At 62.8% G+C, this 21,560-nt stretch carries 24 protein-coding genes; 10 read left to right on the forward strand and 14 right to left on the reverse strand.

Annotation, left to right across the window (positions count from 1 at the left end; translation table 11 throughout):
- Window positions 1-81 precede the first annotated feature (81 nt).
- Window positions 82-645, forward strand: a complete 564-nt coding sequence (locus tag NKH67_RS02360; protein WP_352474671.1) for a peroxidase-related enzyme — start codon at window positions 82-84, stop codon at window positions 643-645.
- A 137-nt stretch (window positions 646-782) separates the two neighbouring features.
- Window positions 783-1,106 carry a YciI family protein gene (locus NKH67_RS02365; RefSeq protein WP_023678126.1) on the forward strand — a complete coding sequence of 108 codons (324 nt, stop codon included), beginning with the start codon at window positions 783-785 and terminating at the stop codon, window positions 1,104-1,106.
- A gap of 10 nt (window positions 1,107-1,116) precedes the next feature.
- Here NKH67_RS02365 and NKH67_RS02370 read toward each other — a convergent pair whose 3' ends face one another.
- A complete protein-coding gene (locus tag NKH67_RS02370; protein ID WP_352474672.1) occupies window positions 1,117-1,731 on the reverse strand; it encodes a LysE family translocator in 615 nt (204 codons plus the stop codon).
- Window positions 1,732-2,124: 393 nt separating this feature from the next.
- Between NKH67_RS02370 and NKH67_RS02375 the strand changes: the two genes are divergently transcribed.
- Window positions 2,125-2,751 carry a DUF1062 domain-containing protein gene (locus NKH67_RS02375; RefSeq protein ID WP_352474673.1) on the forward strand — a complete coding sequence of 209 codons (627 nt, stop codon included), beginning with the start codon at window positions 2,125-2,127 and terminating at the stop codon, window positions 2,749-2,751.
- A gap of 46 nt (window positions 2,752-2,797) precedes the next feature.
- Here the strand turns inward: NKH67_RS02375 and NKH67_RS02380 are convergent, their stop codons facing one another.
- A complete protein-coding gene (locus NKH67_RS02380; protein ID WP_352474675.1) occupies window positions 2,798-3,007 on the reverse strand; it encodes a hypothetical protein in 210 nt (69 codons plus the stop codon).
- Window positions 3,008-3,023: 16 nt separating this feature from the next.
- A complete protein-coding gene (gene typA, locus NKH67_RS02385) occupies window positions 3,024-4,853 on the reverse strand; it encodes a translational GTPase TypA (protein WP_353030235.1) in 1,830 nt (609 codons plus the stop codon).
- 198 nt (window positions 4,854-5,051) lie between these two features.
- Here typA and NKH67_RS02390 point away from each other — a divergent pair, with 198 nt between their 5' ends.
- The gene (locus NKH67_RS02390; RefSeq protein ID WP_352451242.1) at window positions 5,052-5,333 is read left to right on the forward strand and encodes a hypothetical protein; all 282 of its coding nucleotides are present in this window, start codon (window positions 5,052-5,054) and stop codon (window positions 5,331-5,333) included.
- A gap of 47 nt (window positions 5,334-5,380) precedes the next feature.
- Here NKH67_RS02390 and NKH67_RS02395 read toward each other — a convergent pair whose 3' ends face one another.
- Window positions 5,381-6,955 carry an alkaline phosphatase D family protein gene (locus NKH67_RS02395; RefSeq protein WP_352474676.1) on the reverse strand — a complete coding sequence of 525 codons (1,575 nt, stop codon included), beginning with the start codon at window positions 6,953-6,955 and terminating at the stop codon, window positions 5,381-5,383.
- Window positions 6,956-7,234: 279 nt separating this feature from the next.
- Window positions 7,235-8,518, reverse strand: coding sequence for an MFS transporter (locus tag NKH67_RS02400; RefSeq protein WP_352474677.1), 1,284 nt, complete (start codon window positions 8,516-8,518; stop codon window positions 7,235-7,237).
- 82 nt (window positions 8,519-8,600) lie between these two features.
- On the opposite strand from NKH67_RS02400, the gene NKH67_RS02405 reads away from it, so the two are divergent.
- Both NKH67_RS02405 and NKH67_RS02410 read left to right on the forward strand, forming a co-directional pair.
- Window positions 8,601-9,206, forward strand: coding sequence for a TetR/AcrR family transcriptional regulator (locus NKH67_RS02405; RefSeq protein WP_352500797.1), 606 nt, complete (start codon window positions 8,601-8,603; stop codon window positions 9,204-9,206).
- A gap of 98 nt (window positions 9,207-9,304) precedes the next feature.
- A complete protein-coding gene (locus tag NKH67_RS02410; protein WP_352500798.1) occupies window positions 9,305-9,895 on the forward strand; it encodes a hypothetical protein in 591 nt (196 codons plus the stop codon).
- 17 nt (window positions 9,896-9,912) lie between these two features.
- Here the strand turns inward: NKH67_RS02410 and ppa are convergent, their stop codons facing one another.
- From ppa to NKH67_RS02440, 6 genes are all read right to left on the reverse strand, one after another.
- Complete coding sequence (gene ppa, locus NKH67_RS02415) at window positions 9,913-10,443, reverse strand: inorganic diphosphatase (RefSeq protein WP_352451245.1); 531 nt, start codon at window positions 10,441-10,443, stop codon at window positions 9,913-9,915.
- Between the two features lie 116 nt (window positions 10,444-10,559).
- Window positions 10,560-11,066, reverse strand: a complete 507-nt coding sequence (locus tag NKH67_RS02420) for a GNAT family N-acetyltransferase (protein ID WP_023678138.1) — start codon at window positions 11,064-11,066, stop codon at window positions 10,560-10,562.
- Between the two features lie 117 nt (window positions 11,067-11,183).
- A complete protein-coding gene (locus NKH67_RS02425; RefSeq protein ID WP_352474681.1) occupies window positions 11,184-11,822 on the reverse strand; it encodes a TPM domain-containing protein in 639 nt (212 codons plus the stop codon).
- Window positions 11,823-11,832: 10 nt separating this feature from the next.
- On the reverse strand, window positions 11,833-12,675 hold the full coding sequence (locus NKH67_RS02430; protein WP_502893710.1) for a TPM domain-containing protein: 843 nt from the start codon (window positions 12,673-12,675) through the stop codon (window positions 11,833-11,835).
- A gap of 52 nt (window positions 12,676-12,727) precedes the next feature.
- Window positions 12,728-13,570, reverse strand: coding sequence for a TPM domain-containing protein (locus NKH67_RS02435; protein WP_352500800.1), 843 nt, complete (start codon window positions 13,568-13,570; stop codon window positions 12,728-12,730).
- A gap of 167 nt (window positions 13,571-13,737) precedes the next feature.
- Window positions 13,738-14,382, reverse strand: a complete 645-nt coding sequence (locus NKH67_RS02440) for a LemA family protein (protein WP_352470713.1) — start codon at window positions 14,380-14,382, stop codon at window positions 13,738-13,740.
- Between the two features lie 161 nt (window positions 14,383-14,543).
- On the opposite strand from NKH67_RS02440, the gene NKH67_RS02445 reads away from it, so the two are divergent.
- The 3 genes from NKH67_RS02445 to NKH67_RS02455 all read left to right on the forward strand — a co-directional run bounded on the left by NKH67_RS02445 (window position 14,544) and on the right by NKH67_RS02455 (window position 16,519).
- On the forward strand, window positions 14,544-14,795 hold the full coding sequence (locus NKH67_RS02445) for a hypothetical protein (RefSeq protein WP_352470714.1): 252 nt from the start codon (window positions 14,544-14,546) through the stop codon (window positions 14,793-14,795).
- A 9-nt stretch (window positions 14,796-14,804) separates the two neighbouring features.
- The gene (gene pdxY / locus NKH67_RS02450) at window positions 14,805-15,689 is read left to right on the forward strand and encodes a pyridoxal kinase PdxY (protein ID WP_352470715.1); all 885 of its coding nucleotides are present in this window, start codon (window positions 14,805-14,807) and stop codon (window positions 15,687-15,689) included.
- 62 nt (window positions 15,690-15,751) lie between these two features.
- Window positions 15,752-16,519 (forward strand): DUF429 domain-containing protein, encoded by a 768-nt coding sequence (locus tag NKH67_RS02455; protein WP_352470905.1) that lies wholly within the window; start codon window positions 15,752-15,754, stop codon window positions 16,517-16,519.
- Window positions 16,520-16,530: 11 nt separating this feature from the next.
- On the opposite strand, the gene NKH67_RS02460 is transcribed toward NKH67_RS02455, so the two are convergent.
- Complete coding sequence (locus NKH67_RS02460) at window positions 16,531-17,733, reverse strand: aromatic ring-hydroxylating oxygenase subunit alpha (RefSeq protein ID WP_352470716.1); 1,203 nt, start codon at window positions 17,731-17,733, stop codon at window positions 16,531-16,533.
- 419 nt (window positions 17,734-18,152) lie between these two features.
- Between NKH67_RS02460 and NKH67_RS02465 the strand changes: the two genes are divergently transcribed.
- Window positions 18,153-18,557, forward strand: coding sequence for a hypothetical protein (locus NKH67_RS02465; RefSeq protein WP_352470717.1), 405 nt, complete (start codon window positions 18,153-18,155; stop codon window positions 18,555-18,557).
- Window positions 18,558-18,645: 88 nt separating this feature from the next.
- Here NKH67_RS02465 and NKH67_RS02470 read toward each other — a convergent pair whose 3' ends face one another.
- Both NKH67_RS02470 and NKH67_RS02475 read right to left on the reverse strand, forming a co-directional pair.
- Window positions 18,646-20,733, reverse strand: coding sequence for a PAS domain S-box protein (locus tag NKH67_RS02470; RefSeq protein ID WP_352470718.1), 2,088 nt, complete (start codon window positions 20,731-20,733; stop codon window positions 18,646-18,648).
- A 39-nt stretch (window positions 20,734-20,772) separates the two neighbouring features.
- Entirely contained in the window at window positions 20,773-21,552 is a 780-nt protein-coding gene (locus tag NKH67_RS02475) for a response regulator (RefSeq protein ID WP_352470719.1), read from the reverse strand.
- Window positions 21,553-21,560 lie beyond the last annotated feature (8 nt).

The following is a 21,560-nucleotide window of genomic DNA, read 5'->3' on the forward strand; positions in this document are numbered from 1 at the left end:
ATTTGGCGACAAAGGTTTGGCGGCTTGCGACGAAATGTCGGAATTCACCGGCAGCCTGGCGAAAAAGAGGAGAGATCCGCCATGACGGACAAAATCACCGCGCTTGACCTGGCACCGGCGGAGCTGAGCGACGCGACCAAGGCCTATTTCACCAAGTGCCGGGAGAAGCTCGGCCTCGTTCCCAACGTGCTGCTCGCCTATGCCTTCGACGAGAAGAAGCTGCGCGCTTTCACCGACATGTACAATGATTTGATGCTGGGTGAATCCGGCCTGTCGAAACTCGAGCGCGAGATGATCGCGGTGGCCGTCTCATCGGTCAACCATTGCTACTATTGCCTGACCGCGCATGGCGCGGCGGTGCGCCAGCTTTCCGGCGACCCGGCCTTCGGCGAGATGATGGTGATGAATTTTCGCGCCGCCAAGCTGTCGGACAGGCAACGCGCCATGCTCGAATTCGCGGTGAAGCTGACCGGGCAGCCGGCAAAGATCGTCGAAGCGGACCGGGCGGCGTTGCGGCAAGTCGGCTTTTCCGACCGCGACATCTGGGACGTCGCCTCGACCGCGGCGTTCTTCAACATGTCGAACCGGCTGGCATCGGCAATCGATATGCGGCCGAACGATGAATACCATGCGATGGCGCGATAGGGCACCGCCGTTGCGAGCCAACGGCATATTATATTAGCTACTTCGCATTCTCGTTGCTTGTTTGCCGGTTTGGTCCGATGATCGGCATGCGGCATGACCGCATGCCGGTTCGATGCCGCCGATCAGAGGAGGAGAACATGGCGAAATTTCTCTACGTCTATCACGGCTCGGGCAAGATGCCGACCGAGGAGGCTGAACGGAAGGCAGCGATGGATGCCTGGAACGGCTGGTACGGCAAGCTTGGCTCAGCGGTGGTCGACGGCGGCAATCCAGTCGGCATGTCGAAGACCCTGCTGCCTGGCGGCAAGGTCGAGAACAATGGCGGCAGCAACCCGACCGCCGGTTACACCATCATCGAAGCAAAGGACATCGACGATGCCGTCGGCAAAGCCAAGGATTGTCCTATCTTGACGGACCCGGGTTTCAGCGTCGAGATCGCGCCAATAATCGAAATGGGTTGACGCGCCCGGCTCAAGACCGCGCGGCGATCGCCGCCGCAGCGCCGGCCATGGTACCGGCGCTGATGCGGTTGGCGATTTTCATCGCCCGCTTGCTCCTCAAGAGCCTGCGCGCCTGCGATGCGGCGAGCACCCATGTCAAATCGATGGCGACCAGGACCACTGCCATGGTCGCCGTCAGCTCGACCCAGCCGACCATGCTGACCGAACCGAGGTCGATGATGGTCGGCAGCAGCGCCAGATAGAACATCATGATCTTGGGGTTGCCGAGTGTCACCGCCATGCCGGCAAAGAACAGTCTGACGGGCGAATCTTCGCGCGGCAGCGAACCTTCTTTTGCCTCGACCGGCGCGGTCCACATCTTCCAGGCCAGCCAGGCGAGATAGGCGACGCCGACCCACTTCACGACGACAAAGGCAAAATGGAACGTCTGCGCCACCACGGCGAGGCCAAACACCGCCAGGGACAGCCAGATCGCTTCGCCGATCCACATGGCAAGCAGGAACGGAAACACGTCGCGAAACCCTTTCGAGATGACCCGCGCCACAAGAGCGGCGATCGATGGGCCGGGCGAGCCGGCTGCAACAAGCAGGGCGCCGGCAAAAATCAGCAGCGACGTGAAATGCATGACGCGGTCTCGTTTGAAATGTTTGGGTCGTTCAACATAACCCAACTGTTCCGGCGACGGTAGCGTCTACCGAAAGAAGGCTTGTCGGCCAGGCACCTCACGGCTAGAGATGTCGTTCCGAAATCCTTTCCGAGCTTCACTTTGCCTGCGTAACCGCCGGTCTCGTCAACTCCCCCAACACAGAGCAGGGCGTCGCAGCCGCGATGCCTGTTTTCACATCATGTGTTCCTCGGGTGGCGGTTCGAGGCCGGTTTGGCACTGCTGAACCGCTGTCGCGCATAACCACCCGCGACACCTGATTTCCAACTGCCGCAGTCTCTCGCCACGCCGTGCCCGCAAGGGTTCTCGATATCGCCGATCTGACGAACTTCCCGACGGGAAGGGCTTTTCGGCATGCCTTCGATACTGCGTATCCGCTGGGCGATCACACCCAAGACCGCACCTCGACCTCACCTCAACTGCAATCGCTGCGGCGGCCTGAAAGCCTATCGCTGCAGCGGCAAATTCCGGGTCAATGCCAACGGCAAGCGCATTGACGCCTGGTTGATCTACCGCTGCATCGACTGCGACAATTCCTGGAATTTCGGCATTCTGGAGCGCTGCAGCCGCCGCGATATCGAACCGGCAATATTGCAGGCGCTCGAAAGCAATGATCCGGTCCTGGCGCGGCGCCATGCTTTCGATGTTGCCGCATTGCGAAGCAGGATCGGGCGCGTCGAGGAGTTTCCTGAAGCCATCGTTCATAAGCAGGTGCTCGGGGACAGGCCGGGAAATACCAGCGCTCTCGAACTTCAGCTCTGGCTCGAAATGCCGACAACGCTGCGGCTCGATCGGTTGCTGGCCAGCGAACTCGGTGTCTCGCGATCGCGGCTTCAGGTTTGGGAAGAGAAACGATTGCTGGTCATTGGTCCGGACGGGGCCAAAGCCTTGCGCCGGCCGGCGCGGGCGGGAACGGCGATCCGGATCCACCTGTCTGGCGAACCAGACCGGGACGAAATCATTTCGGCTGCAGGTGGATGAGGCGACGGCAAGGGAATCCGTAATCAGAGACAGTTACGGCCAAGGATCAGTCGCCCTCTTTGGAGGCCGAGCCAATCAAACCCTTGGCCGCATCGAGATCGCTGTCGGCGACTTGCACATGGATCAAGCCAAGCCTGCCCGTGTCGAGAAGATAATTCGCGAGAGCATAAATTCCATACGCGTCGAGCATCGACACGCAAACTTCGGCCTCGGGTCGATTGTCGTATATGACAGCCGTGACGAGTTTACCGCTCATTGCGCGGTATTGCCTTTTACGCCGCGCCGACCACTTTCGCCGACTTCTCAAAACGCTTGCGCTCGTTCGGATCGAGATAGAGCTTGCGCAGGCGGATGGTCTTCGGCGTCACTTCGACCAGCTCGTCGTCCTGGATCCAGGCCAGCGCGCGTTCCAGCGTCATGCGGATCGGCGGTGTCAGCTTCACCGCCTCGTCCTTGCCGGCGGCGCGGATGTTGGTCAGCTTCTTGCCCTTGAGCACGTTGACTTCGAGGTCGTTGTCCCTGGAATGGATGCCGATGATCATGCCCTGATAGACCTTGACGCCGGGGTCGATGACCATCGGGCCGCGGTCTTCCAGGTTCCACATGGCGTACGCCACCGATTCACCCTGTTCATTGGAGATCAGCACGCCGTTGGTACGGCCCGGCAGCTCACCCTTGTAAGGTTCATAGGCATGGAACAGCCGGTTCATCACAGCGGTGCCTCGCGTTTCGGTCAACAGTTCCGACTGGTAGCCGATCAGCCCGCGCGTCGGTGCGTGGAAGACGATGCGCTGGCGATTGCCGCCCGAAGGGCGAAGCTCGACCATCTCGGCCTTGCGCTCCGACATCTTCTGCACGACGACGCCGGCATGCTCCTCGTCGACGTCGATGACGACTTCCTCGACCGGCTCCAGCAATTCGCCGCTATCGCCCTTCTGCATGACGACGCGCGGCCGCGACACGGCGATCTCAAAACCTTCGCGGCGCATCGTCTCGATCAGCACGGCCAGCTGCAATTCGCCGCGGCCGGAAACGAAGAACGAATCCTTGTCAGGTGATTCCTCGATCTTCAGCGCGACATTGCCTTCGGCCTCGCGCAGCAGGCGGTCGCGGATGACGCGGCTGGTCACCTTGTCGCCTTCGGTACCGGCCAGCGGCGAATCGTTGACGAGGAAAGACATCGTCACAGTCGGCGGATCGATCGGCTGCGCGTGCAGCGGCTCGGTCACCGACAGGTCGCAGAAGGTGTCGGCGACAGTGCCTTTCGACAGGCCGGCGATGGCGACGATGTCGCCCGCCTGCGCCTCGTCAATGGGCTGGCGCTCGAGCCCGCGGAAAGCAAGGATTTTCGAGATTCGGCCGGTTTCGACCTGGGTGCCGTCATGGTGCAGCACCTTGACCGCCTGGTTGGATTTCAGCGTGCCGGATTCGATACGGCCGGTGATGATGCGGCCGAGGAAAGGATTGGCTTCCAGGATGGTGCCGATCATGCGGAATGGGCCGGGATGAACGGTCGGCGCCGGCACGTGCTTGATGACGAGGTCGAACAGCGGCGCCAGAGCCTGGTCCTTCGGACCTTCGGGATTTTCCGAGACCCAGCCGTCGCGGCCTGAACCGTAAAGGATAGGGAAGTCGAGCTGCTCGTCGGTAGCGTCAAGTGCTGCAAAAAGATCGAACACCTCGTTCACCACTTCGACGTGGCGGGCATCTGGCCGGTCGATCTTGTTGATGACGACGATCGGCTTCAGTCCAACCTTGAGTGCCTTGCCGACCACGAATTTGGTCTGGGGCATCGGCCCCTCGGCGGCGTCGACCAGCACGATGGCCGAATCCACCATCGACAGAATGCGCTCGACCTCGCCGCCGAAGTCGGCGTGGCCGGGCGTGTCGACGATGTTGATGCGGGTGTCCTTCCAGTCGACCGAGGTCGCCTTGGCCAGGATGGTGATGCCGCGTTCCTTTTCGAGGTCGTTCGAATCCATGGCGCGCTCGGCGACGCGCTGGTTGTCGCGGAACGAGCCGGACTGTTTCAGAAGCTGGTCGACGAGGGTGGTTTTTCCATGGTCGACGTGCGCGATGATCGCGATATTGCGGATTTTCATGTTTCGGTCTCGGGAGCGTTGCAGGCAGCAGGCCAAAAGGCGCTGCCTCTTTCGGTTGGGCGGCTCATACAGGGTTTTTCGCAATTGCGAAAGAGGAGGCGAGCCACCAAATAAAGTCACCAAATCTTAAATGTCTTGGTGTGAAGTGGAATTATTAACCAAGGCGGAACCTTTCATGGTCCGGACAGTTCGAATTTCATGATCGAGATAGGCATCAAACTCCGGCCGATTTTGGCATGTACCGCGCTCGCCGTCCTCCTCGCGGCCGGCGCGGCGCAATCGGCGGCGTCGTTCAAGGAGACGCGGTCTGCTTTGCCGTCCGACAAGCCGTCGGCGGAGCAGCTTTTTGCCGATGCTCCCGATGGCGTCGATCCGGTGGTGACCGGGCCGGTCAGCGCCGCCTTCAAGCAGCGGCAGCAAAATGCCGGATGCGACAGCGCCGTCTGGCCCAACATTCCCGTCGTCTGCTATCCCGATTGATATACGTTCCTACCCTCGGGCTGGCCCGAGGGTAGTGGCGCCGTCGCTCACGCCGACCGCACCGGATCAAGCGTGACCTTGTAGAGTTCGCTGTCGTCGCGATCCATCAGCCGCACCGTCAACTGTTCGGTGGCGCCATCGATCTCGACGAGCCCGAAGAACTGCAGGCCGGCCGAAGGCGCCAGGTTTTGACCCTGTTCGGCAGTTGGTGCCTTTATGAACTTCAGCTCCGGGCCGAATGTCATATCGAAACCATTAGGCCCGAACGTCCCGGAATGGATCGGACCCGAAACGAATTCCCAAAACGGATCGAAGTCCTGGAACTGCGCCTTGTCCGGATTGTAGTAATGCGCGGCTGTGTAATGCACGTCTGCGGTGAGCCAGACAGTGTTGCTGATACCCGCATTCTTTATATAGCGAAGAAGGTCGGCAATTTCCAGCTCACGCCCTTTGGCCGGGCCATTGTCGCCATTGCTGACCGCCTCGGCCCCTACCTTCTTGGTGCCGTCGTTCCAGACGACGAGGCCGAGCGGCATGTCGGCGGCGATGATTTTCCAGGTTGCGTTGGAATTCGCCAGTTCACGCTTCAGCCACTTGATCTGCTGTTCACCGAGGATGCGCGATTGCGGCGTCATCGTCTCCTGCATATCCGGACCGTTGGGGCCGCGGTAGGAACGCATGTCGAGGAAGAACACGTCGAGCAGCGGACCATAGGCGATCTTGCGGTAGACGCGGCCGGGCTCCGACGGCTCGTAACGGATCGTCGTCATTTCGTGGAAGGCGCGCGCCGCACGTGCCGCCAGCACATGGATGGATTTTTCAGTGTAGCGATCGTCGGCGCTCAGGTCCTTCGAGTCCGACCAGTTGTTCAGCACCTCGTGGTCATCCCACTGATAGAAGGTCGGACAGATGGCGCTGAGCGCCAGCACATGCCTGTCCATCATGTTGTATTTCCACTGCGCCCGGTATTCGTCCAGCGTCTCGGCAACCTTGCGCTTCTCGTCGATCAGCACTTTGTTTTTCCACTTGCCGCCGTTGGGCAGGTCGACCTCGTCCTTCATCGCACCATCGGCATAGATCGTATCGCCCGAATGCAGGAAGAAGTCGGGCGTGTGCTTGGCAATGGTGGCGTAGGTCTTCATGCCGGTCTCGTCGATGCCCCAACCTTGGCCGGCGGTGTCGCCCGACCAGGCAAAGCGAATGTCGCGCTTCGAGGCAGGTGCCGTGCGGAAGCGGCCGACGACCGGCTCGGAAACGGCGTTGATGTCGGCAAGATCGGCCGCGACCATGCGGTAGAAGATGTCCTGGTCGGAGGCGAGATCGGTAAGCAGCCGCTTCACCGTATAATCGCTGGCCGGCGAGGTATCGAGCGGCGCGAGGCGGACGGCATTGGTGAAGCTTTCGGTCCGCGACACCTCGAACATGACGCGCGACGGCCCGTCGGTGCGTGTCCAGACCATGCCGCTGGTGGCGTCGACGTCGCCGGACTGGATGCCATGGGTGAAAGCCGGGCGCTGATTGGCGCGCGAGTAATAGGGGAGGGCGAGGCCCGAGGCGCCGACCAGGCCAACGGCGCTGGCCGACGTGACGAAAGCGCGCCGCGTCATCGAAATCTTGTTCATGGCTGTCTCCTGGATGGCGTTGAACGTAGCCGCCAAGCTCCAGCTTCAATGTTTCAGGCACATTTCGAAACGATGAAGGTTTGATAACAGTGAACAGGCTGGCGAATCTCCCCCCTCGAGGGGGAGATGTCGCCGAAGGCGACAGAGGGGGTCGTCTCGGATGGAGCACCGACCTCTTGCGCCTGCGATAAGGGGCCGAGCCCCGTTGGACCGACCCCCTCTGGCCGCTTCGCGGCCATCTCCCCCTCAAGGGGGGAGATTAGCACGGCCGATTGCGCCCTACGCCGCCTGCGGTTCCGGATCAAACGCCGGGCGGCTGGTGTTGATCAGCAGCGAGATGCAGGCGGCGGCTATTGCCGTCATACCGGCGATCAGGAAGGCAAGCTCGTAATTGCCTTGCAGCTCGCGCATGGTGCCGCCGAAGAAGGCCGCTGTCGCGGCGCCAACCTGATGGCCGGCGACGATCCAGCCGAAGACGATCGGCCCGCTGCGGTCGCCGAACGCCTCGTTGGAAAGCCTGAGCGTCGGCGGCACCGTGGCGATCCAGTCCAGTCCGTAAAACACCGCGAAGATGATCAGGCTGGTCGCCGAGAAGCCGGAATAGGGCAGATAGATCAGCGACAGGCCGCGAATGCCGTAATAGACGCCGAGCAGCTTGCGCGGGTCGAAACGGTCGGTGAGCCAGCCCGACAGCGTCGTGCCGATCAGGTCGAAGATGCCCATCATCGACAGCAGGCCTGCGGCCTGCACTTCGCCGATGCCCATATCGCCGCAAAAGGCGATCAGATGCGTGCCGACCAACCCGTTGGTGGTGAAGCCGCAAACGAAGAAGGTGGCGAACAGATACCAGAACACGCGCGTGCCGGCGGCGCGGCGCAGCGTGCTCAATGTATGCGAAAGGAAATTGCCTTGCGAGGCTGGCGGCACCGGCGGCACGTCGTCGGCATCGGCTCCATAGCGGACCATGCCGATCGACGCCGGGCGCTCCGGCACCAGCATATAGACCAGCGGCACCAGGCAGGCGGTGGCCACGGCAATGGCGATGGCGACCGGCTTCCAGCCGCCCGACTGGGCGAGCGAGGCGAGCAGCGGCAGGAAGACCAGCAGCCCGGTGGCACTGGACGCCGACATCAGCCCCATCACCAAGCCGCGATTGGTCTTGAACCAGCGGTTGACGATGGTCGCGCCGAGCACGGTGGCGACGGCGCCCGAGCTGACGCCGGAAAACACGCCCCAGGTGAGGAGCAGATGCCACGGTTTGGTCATCAACAGGCTGAGCGCGGTCGATCCCGACATCAAGAGCAGCGCGGCAAGCAAGGTGCGGCGCAGCCCGATCCGCTCCATCAGCGCCGCGGCAAACGGCCCGGTCAGGCCATAGAGGAAGATGCCGGTGGCCGCCGCCAGCGACACCACGTCGCGCCGCCAGCCGAAACTGTTCTCCAGCGGCAGCATCATGACTGCCGGCGCCGAACGCAGGCCCGCTGCGATCAGCAGGCAAAGGAAGATGACGGCGACCACGACGAAAGCGTAGCGCTGGCCAAACGGGCGGGATTGAGCTATCATGTTACTGACCGGTACGTTGCAGGAGCGCGAAACATACGTACCGACCGGTAACATTGTCAACCAGCTAATCGGCAGACCAGGCATGAAAAGCATTGAACCAACGATCAAGGCCAATGACGCACCGCCGCCTCGCGCCGCCGAACGGATTCTCCAGGTGGCGCGCGATCTGTTCTACCGGCAAGGCATCAGGGCGATCGGCGTCGACGAGATCGTGCGGCGTGCCGGCGTCACCAAGCCCAGCCTCTACCGCAGCTTTCCGTCCAAGGACGAGCTGGCCGCATCCTACCTCCGGCACTATGACCTCGAATTCTGGGAGCGTTTCGACGAGGCGGTGAATGCCCATCCCGGCGATCCGCGCGCGCAGATCGTCGCCTTCCTGACGCGTGTCGGCAAGCGTACGCAAAGGCCCGACTATCGCGGCTGCGGCATGACCAATGCCGCGGTCGAATATCCCGAACATGGCCATCCGGCCCGCGTCGTGAGCGAGGCCAACAAGCAGGAACTGCGCCGCCGCCTGCATGCCATGGCGGCAGAGATGGGCGCCGGCGACGCCGACACGCTGGGCGACGGGCTGCTGCTCCTGATCGAGGGCGCCTATATTAGCGGCCAGCTGTTCGGTGCTGGCGGGCCGGCGAAGTCGGTGGCCCGCAACGCCGATCTTCTGATAGAGGCAAGCTTGAAGAAATAGTGGTCCGTTTTACAAGACCACTGTGCGCAGCCTGACTTCCTCTAGGCTGCCGCTAAAATTGACGGTACGCTACGCCCCCCGAACTGAGTTGTTCCGCCATGCGCGCTCTCTTGATCCCGCTTGCCCTCGCTGGTTTCTGCCAGGCGGCCCGGGCCGGCGACATATCCAGCGTCTATACCGATCTCGATTGGGAGAAGGACTGCGTCACCTATGCCCAAGCGGAAGAAGGCGACGGCGACTGGGCCGATCTCGCCTGTTCGGGCTACCGCGGCTACCCGGTGCTGGTTTCCTACGACGATGCGCGGGAATCGCTGTTCTACGGCTTTCCACCCGGCGATATGACCACGGTCTGGGAAAGCTTTTCCGGCCTCAATTCGGCTGGACCCAATGTCGAGTGGCGGATCGAAACCAACGGCAAAACTGCCATTCCATTCGCCGTCATTCATCGTCGCTCGATCAGCGATAGCGAGGGCGAGAACAAGTCGACGGAAGTGCTGATTGTGGCCAAGGTTGCCCAGCCTGACGCCCACGAAGGCTGCACGATCGGCCTTGTGCTCGCCACCGGCAATCCCGCCGCCAACGATCAGGCGCGCAAGCTTGCCGACGAGAAGGCACGCACCTTCGCCTGCGGCAAGGACAAGCGTGAGGTGCTGGGCGACGCGCCCGCTTTCGGCCGCGTCGACAACTGATTATTTGCGCCCGATAATTACTTGCGCCTGGCCCGCTCGATTGCCTCGACGATCATCTTCTTGGCATAGGCCGCATCGTACCAGCCTTCGATCTTGACCCATTTGCCGGGTTCGAGATCCTTGTAGTGCTCGAAAAAGTGCTGCACTTGCTGGCGGGTGATGTCGGGCAATTGCGTGTATTCGTGGACGTCCTCGTAGCGCAAGGTCAGCTTGGGCGAAGGCACCGCGATCACCTTCTCGTCCTGGCCGGCATTGTCCTCCATCACCAGCACGCCGATCGGCCGGACATTGATGACGCAGCCTGGCACCAGCGCGCGCGTGTTGCAGACCAATACGTCGATCGGGTCACCGTCGCCCGACAGCGTGTGTGGTACGAAACCGTAATTGCCGGGATAGCGCATCGAAGTGTGCAGGAAGCGGTCGACGAACAGCGTGCCGGCCTCCTTGTCCATCTCGTACTTGATCGGCTCGCCGCCGATCGGCACCTCGATTATGACGTTGACGTCCTCGGGCGGGTTCTTTCCGCTGGCAATCGCTTCGATACGCATCGCTTTATCCCTCTCTCGATTGGAGATCGATAGCGGGCGACGGCGAATGGTGCAATGCGGCGAATGGTACGGGGAGATCGTCCGAACCGAAAACCGGCCGGATCATGCGCTGGCCGTCATTCCCAGACGAAAGCGACCTTCTTCAGCGCCTTCTGCTCGAAGATCTCGACGCCTTCGGCAACATCGCGGCCACCGGCGCCGGCATAGAAGGCAAGTGCGTTCTGGTTGTCTTCAAGCGCCCAGACCACCATGCCTTTCAGGCCATGGTCGGCCAGCCGTGCCCGCGCGGCCGAGAACAGCCGGCTGCCGAGCCCGATGCCTTGATATTCCGGCCGCAGGTAAAGTTCGTAGATCTCGCCCTGCTGCCTGAGTTCGCGGGCGCGGTTCTTGCCGATCGTCGCATAGCCGGCAATTTTGCCGCCGATTTCGACGACCAAAACGGTGGCGGCGCGGCGAATGGCATTCGCCCACCAGTCGGCGCCGCGGCGGTTGATCATCGATGTCAGCGTGCGGTGCGGGATGATGCCCGAATAGGCGCCGCGCCAAGCCTCGAGATGCACGTCGGCGATGGCGGCTGCATCGCGCGGTTCGGCTTTCCTGATGTCGATGCTCAGCGTATTCATGATTGGTTAACCATAAACCCGCCGCGCCCGATTGCAAGAGTCCGGTCAACCGCAGCGATGCTTTCACACAGCCGGACGGTGCGTCCTTGAGACGCTGCGAAACCGCTTTTGGCGAGATCAAATCTCGATCAGATGGTCGTCCAGTTCGTTGCTGTCGCCGGTCGAGACCGGAAAATGCTCGGCCAGTACCCCACCGACTGCTTGGATCGCCTTGACGAACCCGTCGGCAAGCCGATCGTCGCCGGCATGCGCCGTAAGGTCGCGGACGACACCGTCCCAGACATGCTGGCCGACACGAGAATCGATGCCGCTGTCGGCGACCACCTCGGCGTAGCGCTCGGCAATCGAGACGAACACCAGCACGCCAGTGCGCGCCGTGGTGCGGTGGACGTTGCGGGCGAGGAACTGCTTCATCGCATTGGCGTGGGCGGCCTGGTAGCGCAGCCGCCTCGGCACCAAATGGATGCGCAATGCCGGCAATGCCCACAACAGGATGAGCACACTGGCAAGCGCTAGAAGCTCGGCGATGACGAAATGCGGCAAGCGGATCGACAGCCACCAGGCTTCCAGCCCATAACCGACGGCGAGGCTGACGACGAGCATGCCGAGCATCGCCATGAAGGCGGCCGGGAAGAAATAGCCGTCGCTGGCATGCGCCACGACGCAGTAGATCTCGCCGTCGGTCTTTGATTCGGCAGCGCGGATCGCATCGGCGATGCGCTCATGATCCTCGGGGCTGATCGGTCGTGTTGCCATGATTGATGTCTCACCAGCTTCCTGAAGAACCGCCGCCGCCGGACGAGCCGCCGCCGCCTGAAAACCCGCCGCCCGAACTTCCGGACGACCAACCGCTGCCGGAACTTCCAGACGACCAGCCACTGCCTGACGAGGTCCCGGACGTCCAGCTACCGCCGCCGGAAGATGACGAAGCTGGCCCACGGCCGTAGCGAAACGTCATGCCCAGCCACTTGTACACGCCCGGCGACAGCTTCGTGCCGAAGATCGGCGGCAGGAACGCCATTGCCAAGCCGCCGAAGCACATCGTCGCCCACAGGACAATGAACAGCATGAAGATGGGATCGACAGGATTGTCATTCGCCGGATTGCGCTTGCCGCGCGCCTCCAGCTCTTCGGGATTGCCTTCCAGCACCATGATCATGTCGTCGACGGCCTTGCTGATGCCGCCTGAGAAATCGCCGGCACGGAAGGCCGGCACCATGTCGTTTTCGATGATCAGCTTGGTATGCAGGTCGGTCAGCGTGCCTTCCAGCCCATAGCCGACCTCGATGCGCATCTTGCGGTCGTTCGGCGCCACCAGCAAAAGCACGCCGTTGTTCTCCTTCGCCTGGCCCAGTTTCCAGGCGCGGAACAGCCGGTTGGCGTAAGGCTCGATCTCCTCGCCGTCGAGGCTGGGAATGGTCGCGACGACGATCTGGTCGGACCCTTTGGTCTCGAACTCGGCAAGCTTCTGCGTCAGCGCCGTCTCGGTCGCGGCATCGATGATGCCGGCGTTGTCGACGACCCGTCCGGTCAGCGCCGGCAGTGCGGCGGCGAAGGCCGCGAAGCCGACCAGCAGCACCGCCATGGGCAACAGCGCGGTGCCGATCATTTTGATGAAACGGCCGGATTCCACCGGGCTGATGGCGTGTCTTGTCATCTCGTCACCAACTTCCCGAGGAGCCGCCGCCGCCGGACGAACCGCCGCCGCCGGAAAACCCGCCACCGCTTGAACCCGACGACCATCCCCCGCCGGAACCTCCCGACCAGCCGCCGGACGACCGCCGGTTTGGCTCGAAGGTCATGCCCAGCCAGCGATAGCGGCCGGGACCGATCTTCTGGCCGAAGATCGGCGGCAGGATGGAGGCTGCGAGGCCGCCGAAAAAGATGATTGCCCAGATGGCTATGAAGATCGTGAAGAACAGATCGTCGCTGTTGAACGGCGGCTGCTGGTTGCGTTCGCCGCGCGCCTCCAGCTCTTCGGGATTGCCTTCCAGCACCATGATCATGTCGTCGACGGCCTTGCTGATGCCGCCTGAGAAATCGCCGGCACGGAAGGCCGGCACCATGTCGTTTTCGATGATCAGCTTGGTATGCAGGTCGGTCAGCGTGCCTTCCAGCCCATAGCCGACCTCGATGCGCATCTTGCGGTCGTTCGGCGCCACCAGCAAAAGCACGCCGTTGTTCTCCTTCGCCTGGCCCAGTTTCCAGGCGCGGAACAGCCGGTTGGCGTAAGGCTCGATCTCCTCGCCGTCGAGGCTGGGGATGGTCGCGACGACGATCTGGTCGGACCCTTTGGTCTCGAACTCGGCAAGCTTCTGCGTCAGCGCCGTCTCGGTCGCGGCATCGATGATGCCGGCGTTGTCGACGACCCGTCCGGTCAGCGCCGGCAGTGCGGCGGCAAGGGCGGTGAGCGGGAGGAGGAGAAGGCTTTGGAAGACGAGCAGGAAGGCCAGGCTGGCGTTCTGTCGCGCCCCCCTCTGTCCTGCCGGACATCTCCCCCTCAAGGGGGGAGATCGGCTGTCAGGGCTGTTTTCGCCAATCTCCAACGATGCAGGATGGGCGGTGAAGCCAAAGCTGCCAATCTCCCCCCTGGAGGGGGAGATGCCCGGTAGGGCAGAGGGGGGCGCTACGGAGTGCAAGGCCAATAGGGACCACGCTCACCGGCTGTTCTTCACCCGCCTTGCGTGGTATTGGTGCCGAAATCGACCTTCGGCGGCTGCATCTTATCCTCCTCGATGGTGAAATTCGCAAACGGCTGGTTGCCGCGGAACCACAAGGTCGCCCAGATCACCGACGGGAAGGTCCTCAGCGTCAGATTGTACTCTCTCACTGCCTGGATATAGTCGCGGCGGGCGACCGTGATCCGGTTCTCGGTGCCTTCGAGTTGTGCTTGCAGCGCCAGAAAGTTCTGGTTGGCCTTGAGATCGGGATAGTTCTCCACCACCGCCAGCAGGCGCGACAGCGCGCTGGTCAGGCCGGCCTGGCTGTCCTGGAATTTCTTGAAGGCTTCCGGATTATTCAGCGTTTCCGGCGTCACGGTCACCTGCGTCGCCTTGGCGCGCGCTTCGACCACGGCATCGAGCGTGTCCTTCTCGTGCGCCGCGTAGCCCTTGACCGTGTTGACCAGATTGGGGATGAGATCGGCGCGGCGCTGGTATTGATTCAACACCTCGCTCCATGCGGCCTTGGCGTTTTCCTCAGCTGTTGGAATGGTGTTGTAGCCGCAGCCGGCAAGCAGCGGCAGCATGACGGCCATAACCAGGAACGCAGCTAAATTACGGAAGATTGGCGGCGAAGAAAGGCGCTGGGCAAGCATGATAAGTCCCCTCGATAGCATTGGCAGGCGAAGCATTAGCACAATCCTTGCGTAAGAAAATGACTTCGGCCGAGAAGTGTTACTGGTTTCTGCCATTCGCCGTCGGGCCCTGTGACAGACGAGGCGAACGGGTTAAGCTCGGCATAAAACGGGACATCACCATGGCGAAACGCCACGACAGAGACGCGGAATCGCGCCGCATCATCGAACGGGTGGCGCGCGAGACCGACCCGGGGGGCACCTCGTTCCTTGCACGAACGACTAAAGGCGCGCGCGACCACGTCACTGCGGCCGATGCCGACCGGTCGGACCCGATCGAATATTGGGGCACCCGCATCGGTCGGGCAGCGGGCTTGCTTATTGCCATTGGCCTGTTGATCTGGCTCGTGCTTTTCGTCACCAGGGGCAGTTAGGAAAAATCAATGAGTGCCGAAAAAACCGACGCGCCGCGCGCGGTCATCGTCGTCTCCAGTCATGTCGCCCGTGGCTCGGTCGGCAACCGTGCCGCTGTCTTTGCGCTGGAGACGCTCGGCTTTCCGGTTTGGGCGGTACCGACCGTCATTCTGCCCTGGCATCCGGGCCATGGCCGGGCCACCCGCATCGTGCCGCCGCTGGACCAGTTCAAGGCGCTGATGGCCGACCTCGAGCGCGCGCCGTGGCTGGGCGAGGTCGGCGCCGTGCTGTCCGGCTATCTCGGCGAGGCTGGCCAGGCCGAAGCCGTCGCTTCGCTGGTCGGCGCGGTCAAGGCGAAGACGCCGGACGCCCTCTATATCTGCGATCCGGTGATGGGCGATTCGGGCGGGCTCTACGTACCTGAGCCGACCGCAATCGCCATGCGCGACCGGCTGATGCCGATCGCCGATATCGCCACGCCCAACCGCTACGAGCTGGAATGGATGGCCGGAGCGCCGCTGCCCGACTTGAAATCGGCAATGGCTGCAGCCCTGCAGGCCGGCCCACCGGCCATGCTGGTCACATCGGCGCCGGCGATGATGGCCGGCGGCACCGGCAATTTGCTGCTCGCCGGCAGAGAGGCACTGCTTGCCGAACACCGGCTTATCGACAAGCCGCCGAATGGGCTCGGCGACCTGACGGCTGCCGTCTACCTGGCGCGGATCCTGTCCGGCCAGCCGGCCGCCAAGGCGCTGCAATCGACCACGGCGGCGGTCTACGAGATCCTGGCGCGGACCGCCAAGCGCGGCGGCGACGAGTTGCAGCTCGAGACCGATGCCCAGAGCCTGTCGCACCCGATGGCGATGGTGCAGCTTCGCCATCTGCTGCATCCGGAACGGGACCGCCGGGCGTGACGCAGGCCGAAGACGCCGTGCCCCAGGATGATGCGCCCAAGGATGTTGCGCCCGACCATGTTGTGCCCGAGAACGTTGTGCTTGTCGGCGTCGACGGTTGCAAGGCCGGCTGGATAGCCGTCCGCCGCGATCCCGATGCGGCACCGTCGACAGCCGTTTTCCCGAGCTTCGCGGCGTTGCTCGACCGACTGCCCGCCGACTCGTTGGTAGCGGTCGATATGCCAATCGGCCTGCCCGATTTCTCGCAAAGAGGCGGTCGCGGCCCGGAGGCGCTGGTGCGGCCGCTGCTCGGGGCGCGGCAGTCCAGTGTCTTTGCCATCCCCTCCCGCGCCGCGCTCTACGCGGAGATCGAAGCCTTCACCACGGTCGATGCCTGGTACGCCGCACATCGCAAGGCAAGCGAGGTGGCCAGGACGACATCAGATCCGCCGCGCGGTGTCTCGATCCAGGCCTTCGGCATCTTCGCCAAGATCCGCGAGATCGATTCGCTGCTGATCGCGCGGCCCGAACTGCGCAGCCGCGTCTTCGAATCGCATCCGGAAGTTGCTTTCTGCAAACTGAACGGCGACCGCGCTATGCGCCTGCCGAAGAAGATCAGGGGCAACATCAATCCGGCCGGCATGGCCGAACGCAAGGCGCTGCTTGCCCAGCATGGTTATAGCCAAGATTTTCTCGACCAGACGCCGCCGCGCGGCGCGGCCGCCGACGATTTCCTCGACGCCGCGGCGATGATGCTGGTTGCCGGACGCATCGTCAGAGGCGAGGCAATGCCGTTTCCGGATCCGCCGCTCGCCGATCGTTTCGGTATTCCGGTCGCCATTTGGGCCTGAGGACCGGGGCGTCAGGAGCGTGATCTGAGCGCCTCGTTGAGTGCCCACATATCCTTCTCCTCGGGCGCGGTCTCCAATCCGAGCACGGGAACTTGCTTACGCAAATGGTCGTGGTGGGTGCGCACGCCATATTCGAGATCGGAGAGGTAAAAACCTCCGAAGGCTTCGGACAGCATGGATTCGTTGGACCATATCGAAAGCTGCACGTCCTCGGCCAGCGTGTCGCGGTCGATGCGGTAGGATAGGTAGCGGGCTGCCGCCTGTTCCCTGGTCTCGTCGCGATAGCGGTAGATGGCGCCGCGCAGCAGCGTCTCACCCGTCGACAGCGGAAATTCCTGATAGAACTGCACCGATTCCGGCATGATCGACAGCACGTTGTTCGGGAAGATGCCGTAGTAGATCCAGGCCTTGCGCAGGTGTTCCGGCAGGTGCTTCGCCTCGGGTGCGAGCTTGATGTACTGCGCGACGCTCCAGCGCCGTCCGGCATGCGGATTGTAGGTGGCGAACGAGCGCGACACGCCGTTGACGAACGGCTCGTCGAAATAGGTCGCACCGTAAAGGTCCTGCAGCGCCGGATGCGCCATGGCGACGTGGTAGCCTTCATTGTCGACATCGCGCACCGACTTCCAGTTGACCGGCGTCCTTTGGGTCCAGATGCCCCAGGACGGCACCATCTCGGCGACGCCGTAATGGGCAATCTCGGCTTCGATCGGCTTCAACAGCTCGGCCACCGATGGCTGCGGCCCACCCTTGCGGAAACGGATGAAGATGAAGCCCATCCAGATTTCGAGCTCGAGCGGCATCAGGCCGAAATCGGTCTTGTCGAGGTCGGGGAATGAACGGGGGCGGGCAGCACCGCGCAGCGTGCCGTCGAGATTGTAGACCCAGCCATGAAAGGGGCAGACCAGCGCATTCTTGCAAGTGCCCTGGCTGTCGGCAACGACGCGACTGCCGCGGTGGCGGCACATATTGTTGAAGGCGCGCACAACGCCATCCTTGCCGCGCACGATCAGCGCCCGCTCGCCGACCACATCCATCGTCAGATAGTCGCCGGCGTTCGGCACGTCGCAGACATGGCCGGCGATCTGCCAATGGTTGCGGAAGACGTGCTCTTTCTCGAGTTCGAGCAAGGCGTCGGAATGATAGCTCCAGCCCGGCAGCCCCCGCCGATCCCAATCGTTGGGGATTGCCACGTCACGCAGATGCGGGTTCATAAAGGCTCTTTATTTATTGAATGGTCATTCAATAAAAGCATATTTTCCATTGAAATGCAATGGCTTGGAAAAATGGGGCTAAGTCTTGACGGGAAATCGAACGGGATTCGAGAGCCCAGTCCGAACGATCGAAGCCGGGAAAATCCCGGGAATTCCAGACGTTAATCCCCTTACACTTGTTGAGCGCCCGACGCTCCGTGGGCCTGGAAAGGCGACGTGGATCTGGTGCCGTGGGTAGCGGAAAACGAGCAGAGAATGCCACCGGTGCTGCCGGCTACGCCGGATCGGTTTGCCCAGGAATGGCCGCGAGCTTGGTTTCATGCCGGTTACACAATCGTTAATTCATCATCGTTGGCCGGTTACAAGGTGCGATTAAGTTCGTTTCAACAGAGAAAAGAAGAAGACCGAAGGAAACGACGATGCGTACGAAAATCCAGATCACCGATACCGACCTTCGCCAGCAGGGTCCCCAGCGTAACGACCGGCGCCCGAAGCTGGCGCTGCGCCAGCGCGCCAGTGATCATCCAATGGCGATGTTCATGCTGCTGGCGGCTGCCGCATTTGCCGGCATGGCGTTGACACCGACCGTCGGTCCGGCCTTCGCCTCACTGAACCCGCCGGCCAACCTCATCGATGGCGCGACGACCACCACCAAGACGGCGCGCCTGCCGGCGCCGGAGATCGATTTTGCCTGCAAGGGGCAGGCCTGGGGCGCCGAGAGCCTGGAATGCCTGCGCGTCATCGCCGCCCAGTCGGGCAAGGCACGGCCGGTCCGCATGATCGCCAACGCCGCCCCGCTGACTGATACGCCGAACGTTTTTTGATTTTTTTGCGAGCGCCCTCCAGCACTCCAGTCAGGCTCCCGCCGCAATATCGGCCGGGAGCCTTTTTCTTCCGCGAGAGATCGCGGAGTTAGCCGCCCAGACCGGCCTGCTCGGCAATGGCCGAGAGCACGCCGCGCACATCCAGCGTGCTGAACGGTTTTTCGAGGATTGGCGGCCGCTGCGGCGCCGGCAGCGCCTCGATCTCGCCTTTCGCGCCGATCAGATCGCCGGTGACAAGCACGAAGCGCCGCGCCAGACCCGGCATTTCGGCGAGTAGCTCGCGATAGGCGGCTATGCCGCTGGTGCCGGGCATGCGCAAATCGGAAAACACGATGTCCGGCGGGACATGGCCGCTCAGCGTCGCGGCGGCCGAGACCCAGGCCGGCACGATCCGCGACTTGATGCCCATCAACTCCAGAATGTCGGACAGCGACGCCGCGACATCCGGCTCATCGTCTATGATCAGCGCGTGACGCAAGCCGCTCGACCGCGACGGACTGTCGCTAGCGGCGGCCGCGCCAGCAGCGATCGCCGGCAGCTGCACGACAAAACGCACACCTCTCGGCGAAACCTCCTCGAACCAGATATTGCCATTGTGCCGCTCGATGATCGATTTCGAGATCGACAGGCCGATGCCGGTACCGACACCGACCGGCTTGGTGGTGAAATAGGATTCGAATATGCGTGAGCGTATCGCTTCCGGCACGCCTGGTCCGTTGTCCTCGACCGAGAATCCGGGATTGCCGCGGTCGCTGCGAAACGTCCGGACCTTGATCCGGCGGTCGCCGGCAACGCCGGCCAAGGCGTGCTGGCTGTTGATGAGGAAGTTGGCGGCCACCTGCGTCACGTGGTCGGCATCTGCCATGGCCAGCAGCGGGCCGCTGGCGAAATCGGTGTCGATGATGATGCCGCTCGACCGTGCGCCATAGGCGGTCACTTCGAGTGCGGCGCGGATCACCTGGTTGAGGTCGGTTTCGGCCTGTGCGGCCGGGTGCAGGCGGACCATCGACAGGAAGCTCTTGACGATACGGCCGCAGCGCTCGGCAGCGGCACGCACCTTTTCGGCGCGCACCTTTGTCTGCGGATCGGCGGCGAATTCATGCAGCAGCGTCGACTGGGCGACGACCACGGCCAGCGGGTTGTTGAGCTCGTGCGAAACGCCGGCAAGCAGCGAGCCCATCGCCGCCATCTTCTCGTTCTGGTGCAGTTTTTCGCGCTGGCGGTTGATTTCCTCCTCGGCGCGCAATCTGTCGCGCAGGTCGCGGATAGAGCCGAAGATCAGCTGGCGATCGGCGACCCGCATCTCGGTTGCCGTCAGCTCGATCGGAAAAACCTCGCCGGCGGCGTTCTGGGTGACCGTTTCGAGCCGCTGGCCGACCATCGGCGCGCCGCGGCCCGACATATATTCGGCGCCGGACGCATAGCCCTTGCGGTAATATTCCGGCACGACCGTGTCGAGCAGGTCCTTGCCCAGGATATCGCTGCGCCGATAGCCGAACATCTTCTCGGCGGCCGGATTGAATTCGATGATCGAGCCGGTCTCGTCGATGACGATGATGGCGTCGAGCGAGGCCTGCAGCATGGTGCGGCGAATGACGTCGCTGGCATGCGCGTCGGAGGGCGATCGTTCGATGGCATCGCCGATGGCGAGTGCCACCATGTGCAGCGCCGCCTCTTCCTGGTCGGTCCATTCGCGTTCGTTGACGCAGTCGTTGACCGCCAGCGTGCCCCACAAATTGCCGTGCGAAAAGACCGACACCGACAGGAACGACTTGATGTTCTGCTTTTCGAAATCGGTCCGCAGAAAGCCTTCGAGATCGCGTGTGTGCCCGGCGAATATCTTGCCTTGGCGCTCGTCCTCCGCCAGCCGTTCCAGCAATGGGTCCGAATCGACGACCGACTGCACGATGACGGTAGGCGATGCCAGTTCGCCGCCAAACCGGGGGGCGATCCAATAAGCGGCGACCGACTGGGCGAAACCCTGGCCGGGCAGTTCGCGCAGGCGAAACAGGATGCCGCGGTGACAATCCATGGCTTCGCAAAGCGTCTGGAGGATACCTTCCATCTCGCGCTGCCAATCGCCGGCTTCGCGCAGCCGGCGAACCACATGCACGGCCACCATCGCCGCGCCCTGCCTGGCGCCCTGCGTGTCCGCGCGTGCTGTTTCAGCCGTCATGGTCATTTCCTGGCCTTGGCTTGCTCAAGCCGCCAGGCCTCAGTTATTTTCACCGGCCGGCAGCGAGAAGATATAGCCTTCGCCGCGCACCGTGCGCAGGAATTTCGGGTTGGCCGGGTCCGCTTCGATCTTCTTTCTCAGCCGCATGATGCGGATGTCGACCGCGCGGGACGATTCCGGGTCCTCGACGAAACCGATCGCCTCGGAGATCGCCGCCCGCGTCAACAGCCGGTTGGCGCGCGTCAGGAACACCTCCAGCACGTCGAACTCGCTCTTGGCCATGTCGATGACCGCGCCGTTGGCGCCGGTGACGAGCCTGCCGTCGAGATCGGCGTGAAAGGGTCCGAAGCTCACGGACCGGCGGCCGCCGGATGTCTCAGCCTTGGCCTTTTGTGGCTCGGTCGGCTCAGGAACGCGACGCAGCACGCTGCGCACCCTGGCCAGCACTTCGCGCAATTCGTAAGGCTTGACGATGTAATCGTCAGCGCCGAGCTCCAGTCCGACGATGCGGTCGAGCGCGGTACCGGCGGCCGTCGCATAGATGATGCCGATCGGCATTTTCGACCGCATCCAGCGGCCGAGCGACAGGCCGTCCTCGCCCGGCATGGCGATGTCGAGAATGGCCAGATGGAAGGACTGGGTTTCCAAAAGGTCGCGCGCCGCCGCCGCACTTTCGGCCGTGGCCACATCATAGCCGCTGGCGCCGAGATACTCGGCGACCGCATCCCTCAGATCGGGCTCGTCCTCGACGATGACAATTCGTGCCCGCACGATGCTTTCGCTCCCGCTTTCAGTGGAAAGTAGATTGGGTATAAACATGATGTCCA

It is taken from the genome of Mesorhizobium sp. M0968, assembly GCF_040319065.1.
Classification (GTDB): domain Bacteria; phylum Pseudomonadota; class Alphaproteobacteria; order Rhizobiales; family Rhizobiaceae; genus Mesorhizobium.

Excerpts from the sequence above, each read along its gene's own strand:
- pdxY (WP_352470715.1), top strand. The coding sequence starts at position 14,805 with ATGAGTGCCGAAAAAACCGACGCGCCGCGCGCGGTCATCGTCGTCTCC.
- NKH67_RS02375 (WP_352474673.1), top strand. The coding sequence starts at position 2,125 with ATGCCTTCGATACTGCGTATCCGCTGGGCGATCACACCCAAGACCGCA.
- NKH67_RS02425 (WP_352474681.1), bottom strand. The coding sequence starts at position 11,822 with ATGGCAACACGACCGATCAGCCCCGAGGATCATGAGCGCATCGCCGAT.
- NKH67_RS02395 (WP_352474676.1), bottom strand. The coding sequence starts at position 6,955 with ATGAACAAGATTTCGATGACGCGGCGCGCTTTCGTCACGTCGGCCAGC.
- NKH67_RS02365 (WP_023678126.1), top strand. The coding sequence starts at position 783 with ATGGCGAAATTTCTCTACGTCTATCACGGCTCGGGCAAGATGCCGACC.
- NKH67_RS02470 (WP_352470718.1), bottom strand. The coding sequence starts at position 20,733 with ATGACGGCTGAAACAGCACGCGCGGACACGCAGGGCGCCAGGCAGGGC.
- NKH67_RS02465 (WP_352470717.1), top strand. The coding sequence starts at position 18,153 with ATGCGTACGAAAATCCAGATCACCGATACCGACCTTCGCCAGCAGGGT.
- NKH67_RS02430 (WP_502893710.1), bottom strand. The coding sequence starts at position 12,675 with ATGATCGGCACCGCGCTGTTGCCCATGGCGGTGCTGCTGGTCGGCTTC.
- NKH67_RS02460 (WP_352470716.1), bottom strand. The coding sequence starts at position 17,733 with ATGAACCCGCATCTGCGTGACGTGGCAATCCCCAACGATTGGGATCGG.
- NKH67_RS02475 (WP_352470719.1), bottom strand. The coding sequence starts at position 21,552 with ATGTTTATACCCAATCTACTTTCCACTGAAAGCGGGAGCGAAAGCATC.
- ppa (WP_352451245.1), bottom strand. The coding sequence starts at position 10,443 with ATGCGTATCGAAGCGATTGCCAGCGGAAAGAACCCGCCCGAGGACGTC.
- NKH67_RS02380 (WP_352474675.1), bottom strand. The coding sequence starts at position 3,007 with ATGAGCGGTAAACTCGTCACGGCTGTCATATACGACAATCGACCCGAG.
- NKH67_RS02405 (WP_352500797.1), top strand. The coding sequence starts at position 8,601 with ATGAAAAGCATTGAACCAACGATCAAGGCCAATGACGCACCGCCGCCT.
- NKH67_RS02360 (WP_352474671.1), top strand. The coding sequence starts at position 82 with ATGACGGACAAAATCACCGCGCTTGACCTGGCACCGGCGGAGCTGAGC.
- NKH67_RS02440 (WP_352470713.1), bottom strand. The coding sequence starts at position 14,382 with ATGCTTGCCCAGCGCCTTTCTTCGCCGCCAATCTTCCGTAATTTAGCT.
- NKH67_RS02420 (WP_023678138.1), bottom strand. The coding sequence starts at position 11,066 with ATGAATACGCTGAGCATCGACATCAGGAAAGCCGAACCGCGCGATGCA.
- NKH67_RS02390 (WP_352451242.1), top strand. The coding sequence starts at position 5,052 with ATGATCGAGATAGGCATCAAACTCCGGCCGATTTTGGCATGTACCGCG.
- NKH67_RS02410 (WP_352500798.1), top strand. The coding sequence starts at position 9,305 with ATGCGCGCTCTCTTGATCCCGCTTGCCCTCGCTGGTTTCTGCCAGGCG.
- typA (WP_353030235.1), bottom strand. The coding sequence starts at position 4,853 with ATGAAAATCCGCAATATCGCGATCATCGCGCACGTCGACCATGGAAAA.
- NKH67_RS02370 (WP_352474672.1), bottom strand. The coding sequence starts at position 1,731 with ATGCATTTCACGTCGCTGCTGATTTTTGCCGGCGCCCTGCTTGTTGCA.
- NKH67_RS02400 (WP_352474677.1), bottom strand. The coding sequence starts at position 8,518 with ATGATAGCTCAATCCCGCCCGTTTGGCCAGCGCTACGCTTTCGTCGTG.
- NKH67_RS02445 (WP_352470714.1), top strand. The coding sequence starts at position 14,544 with ATGGCGAAACGCCACGACAGAGACGCGGAATCGCGCCGCATCATCGAA.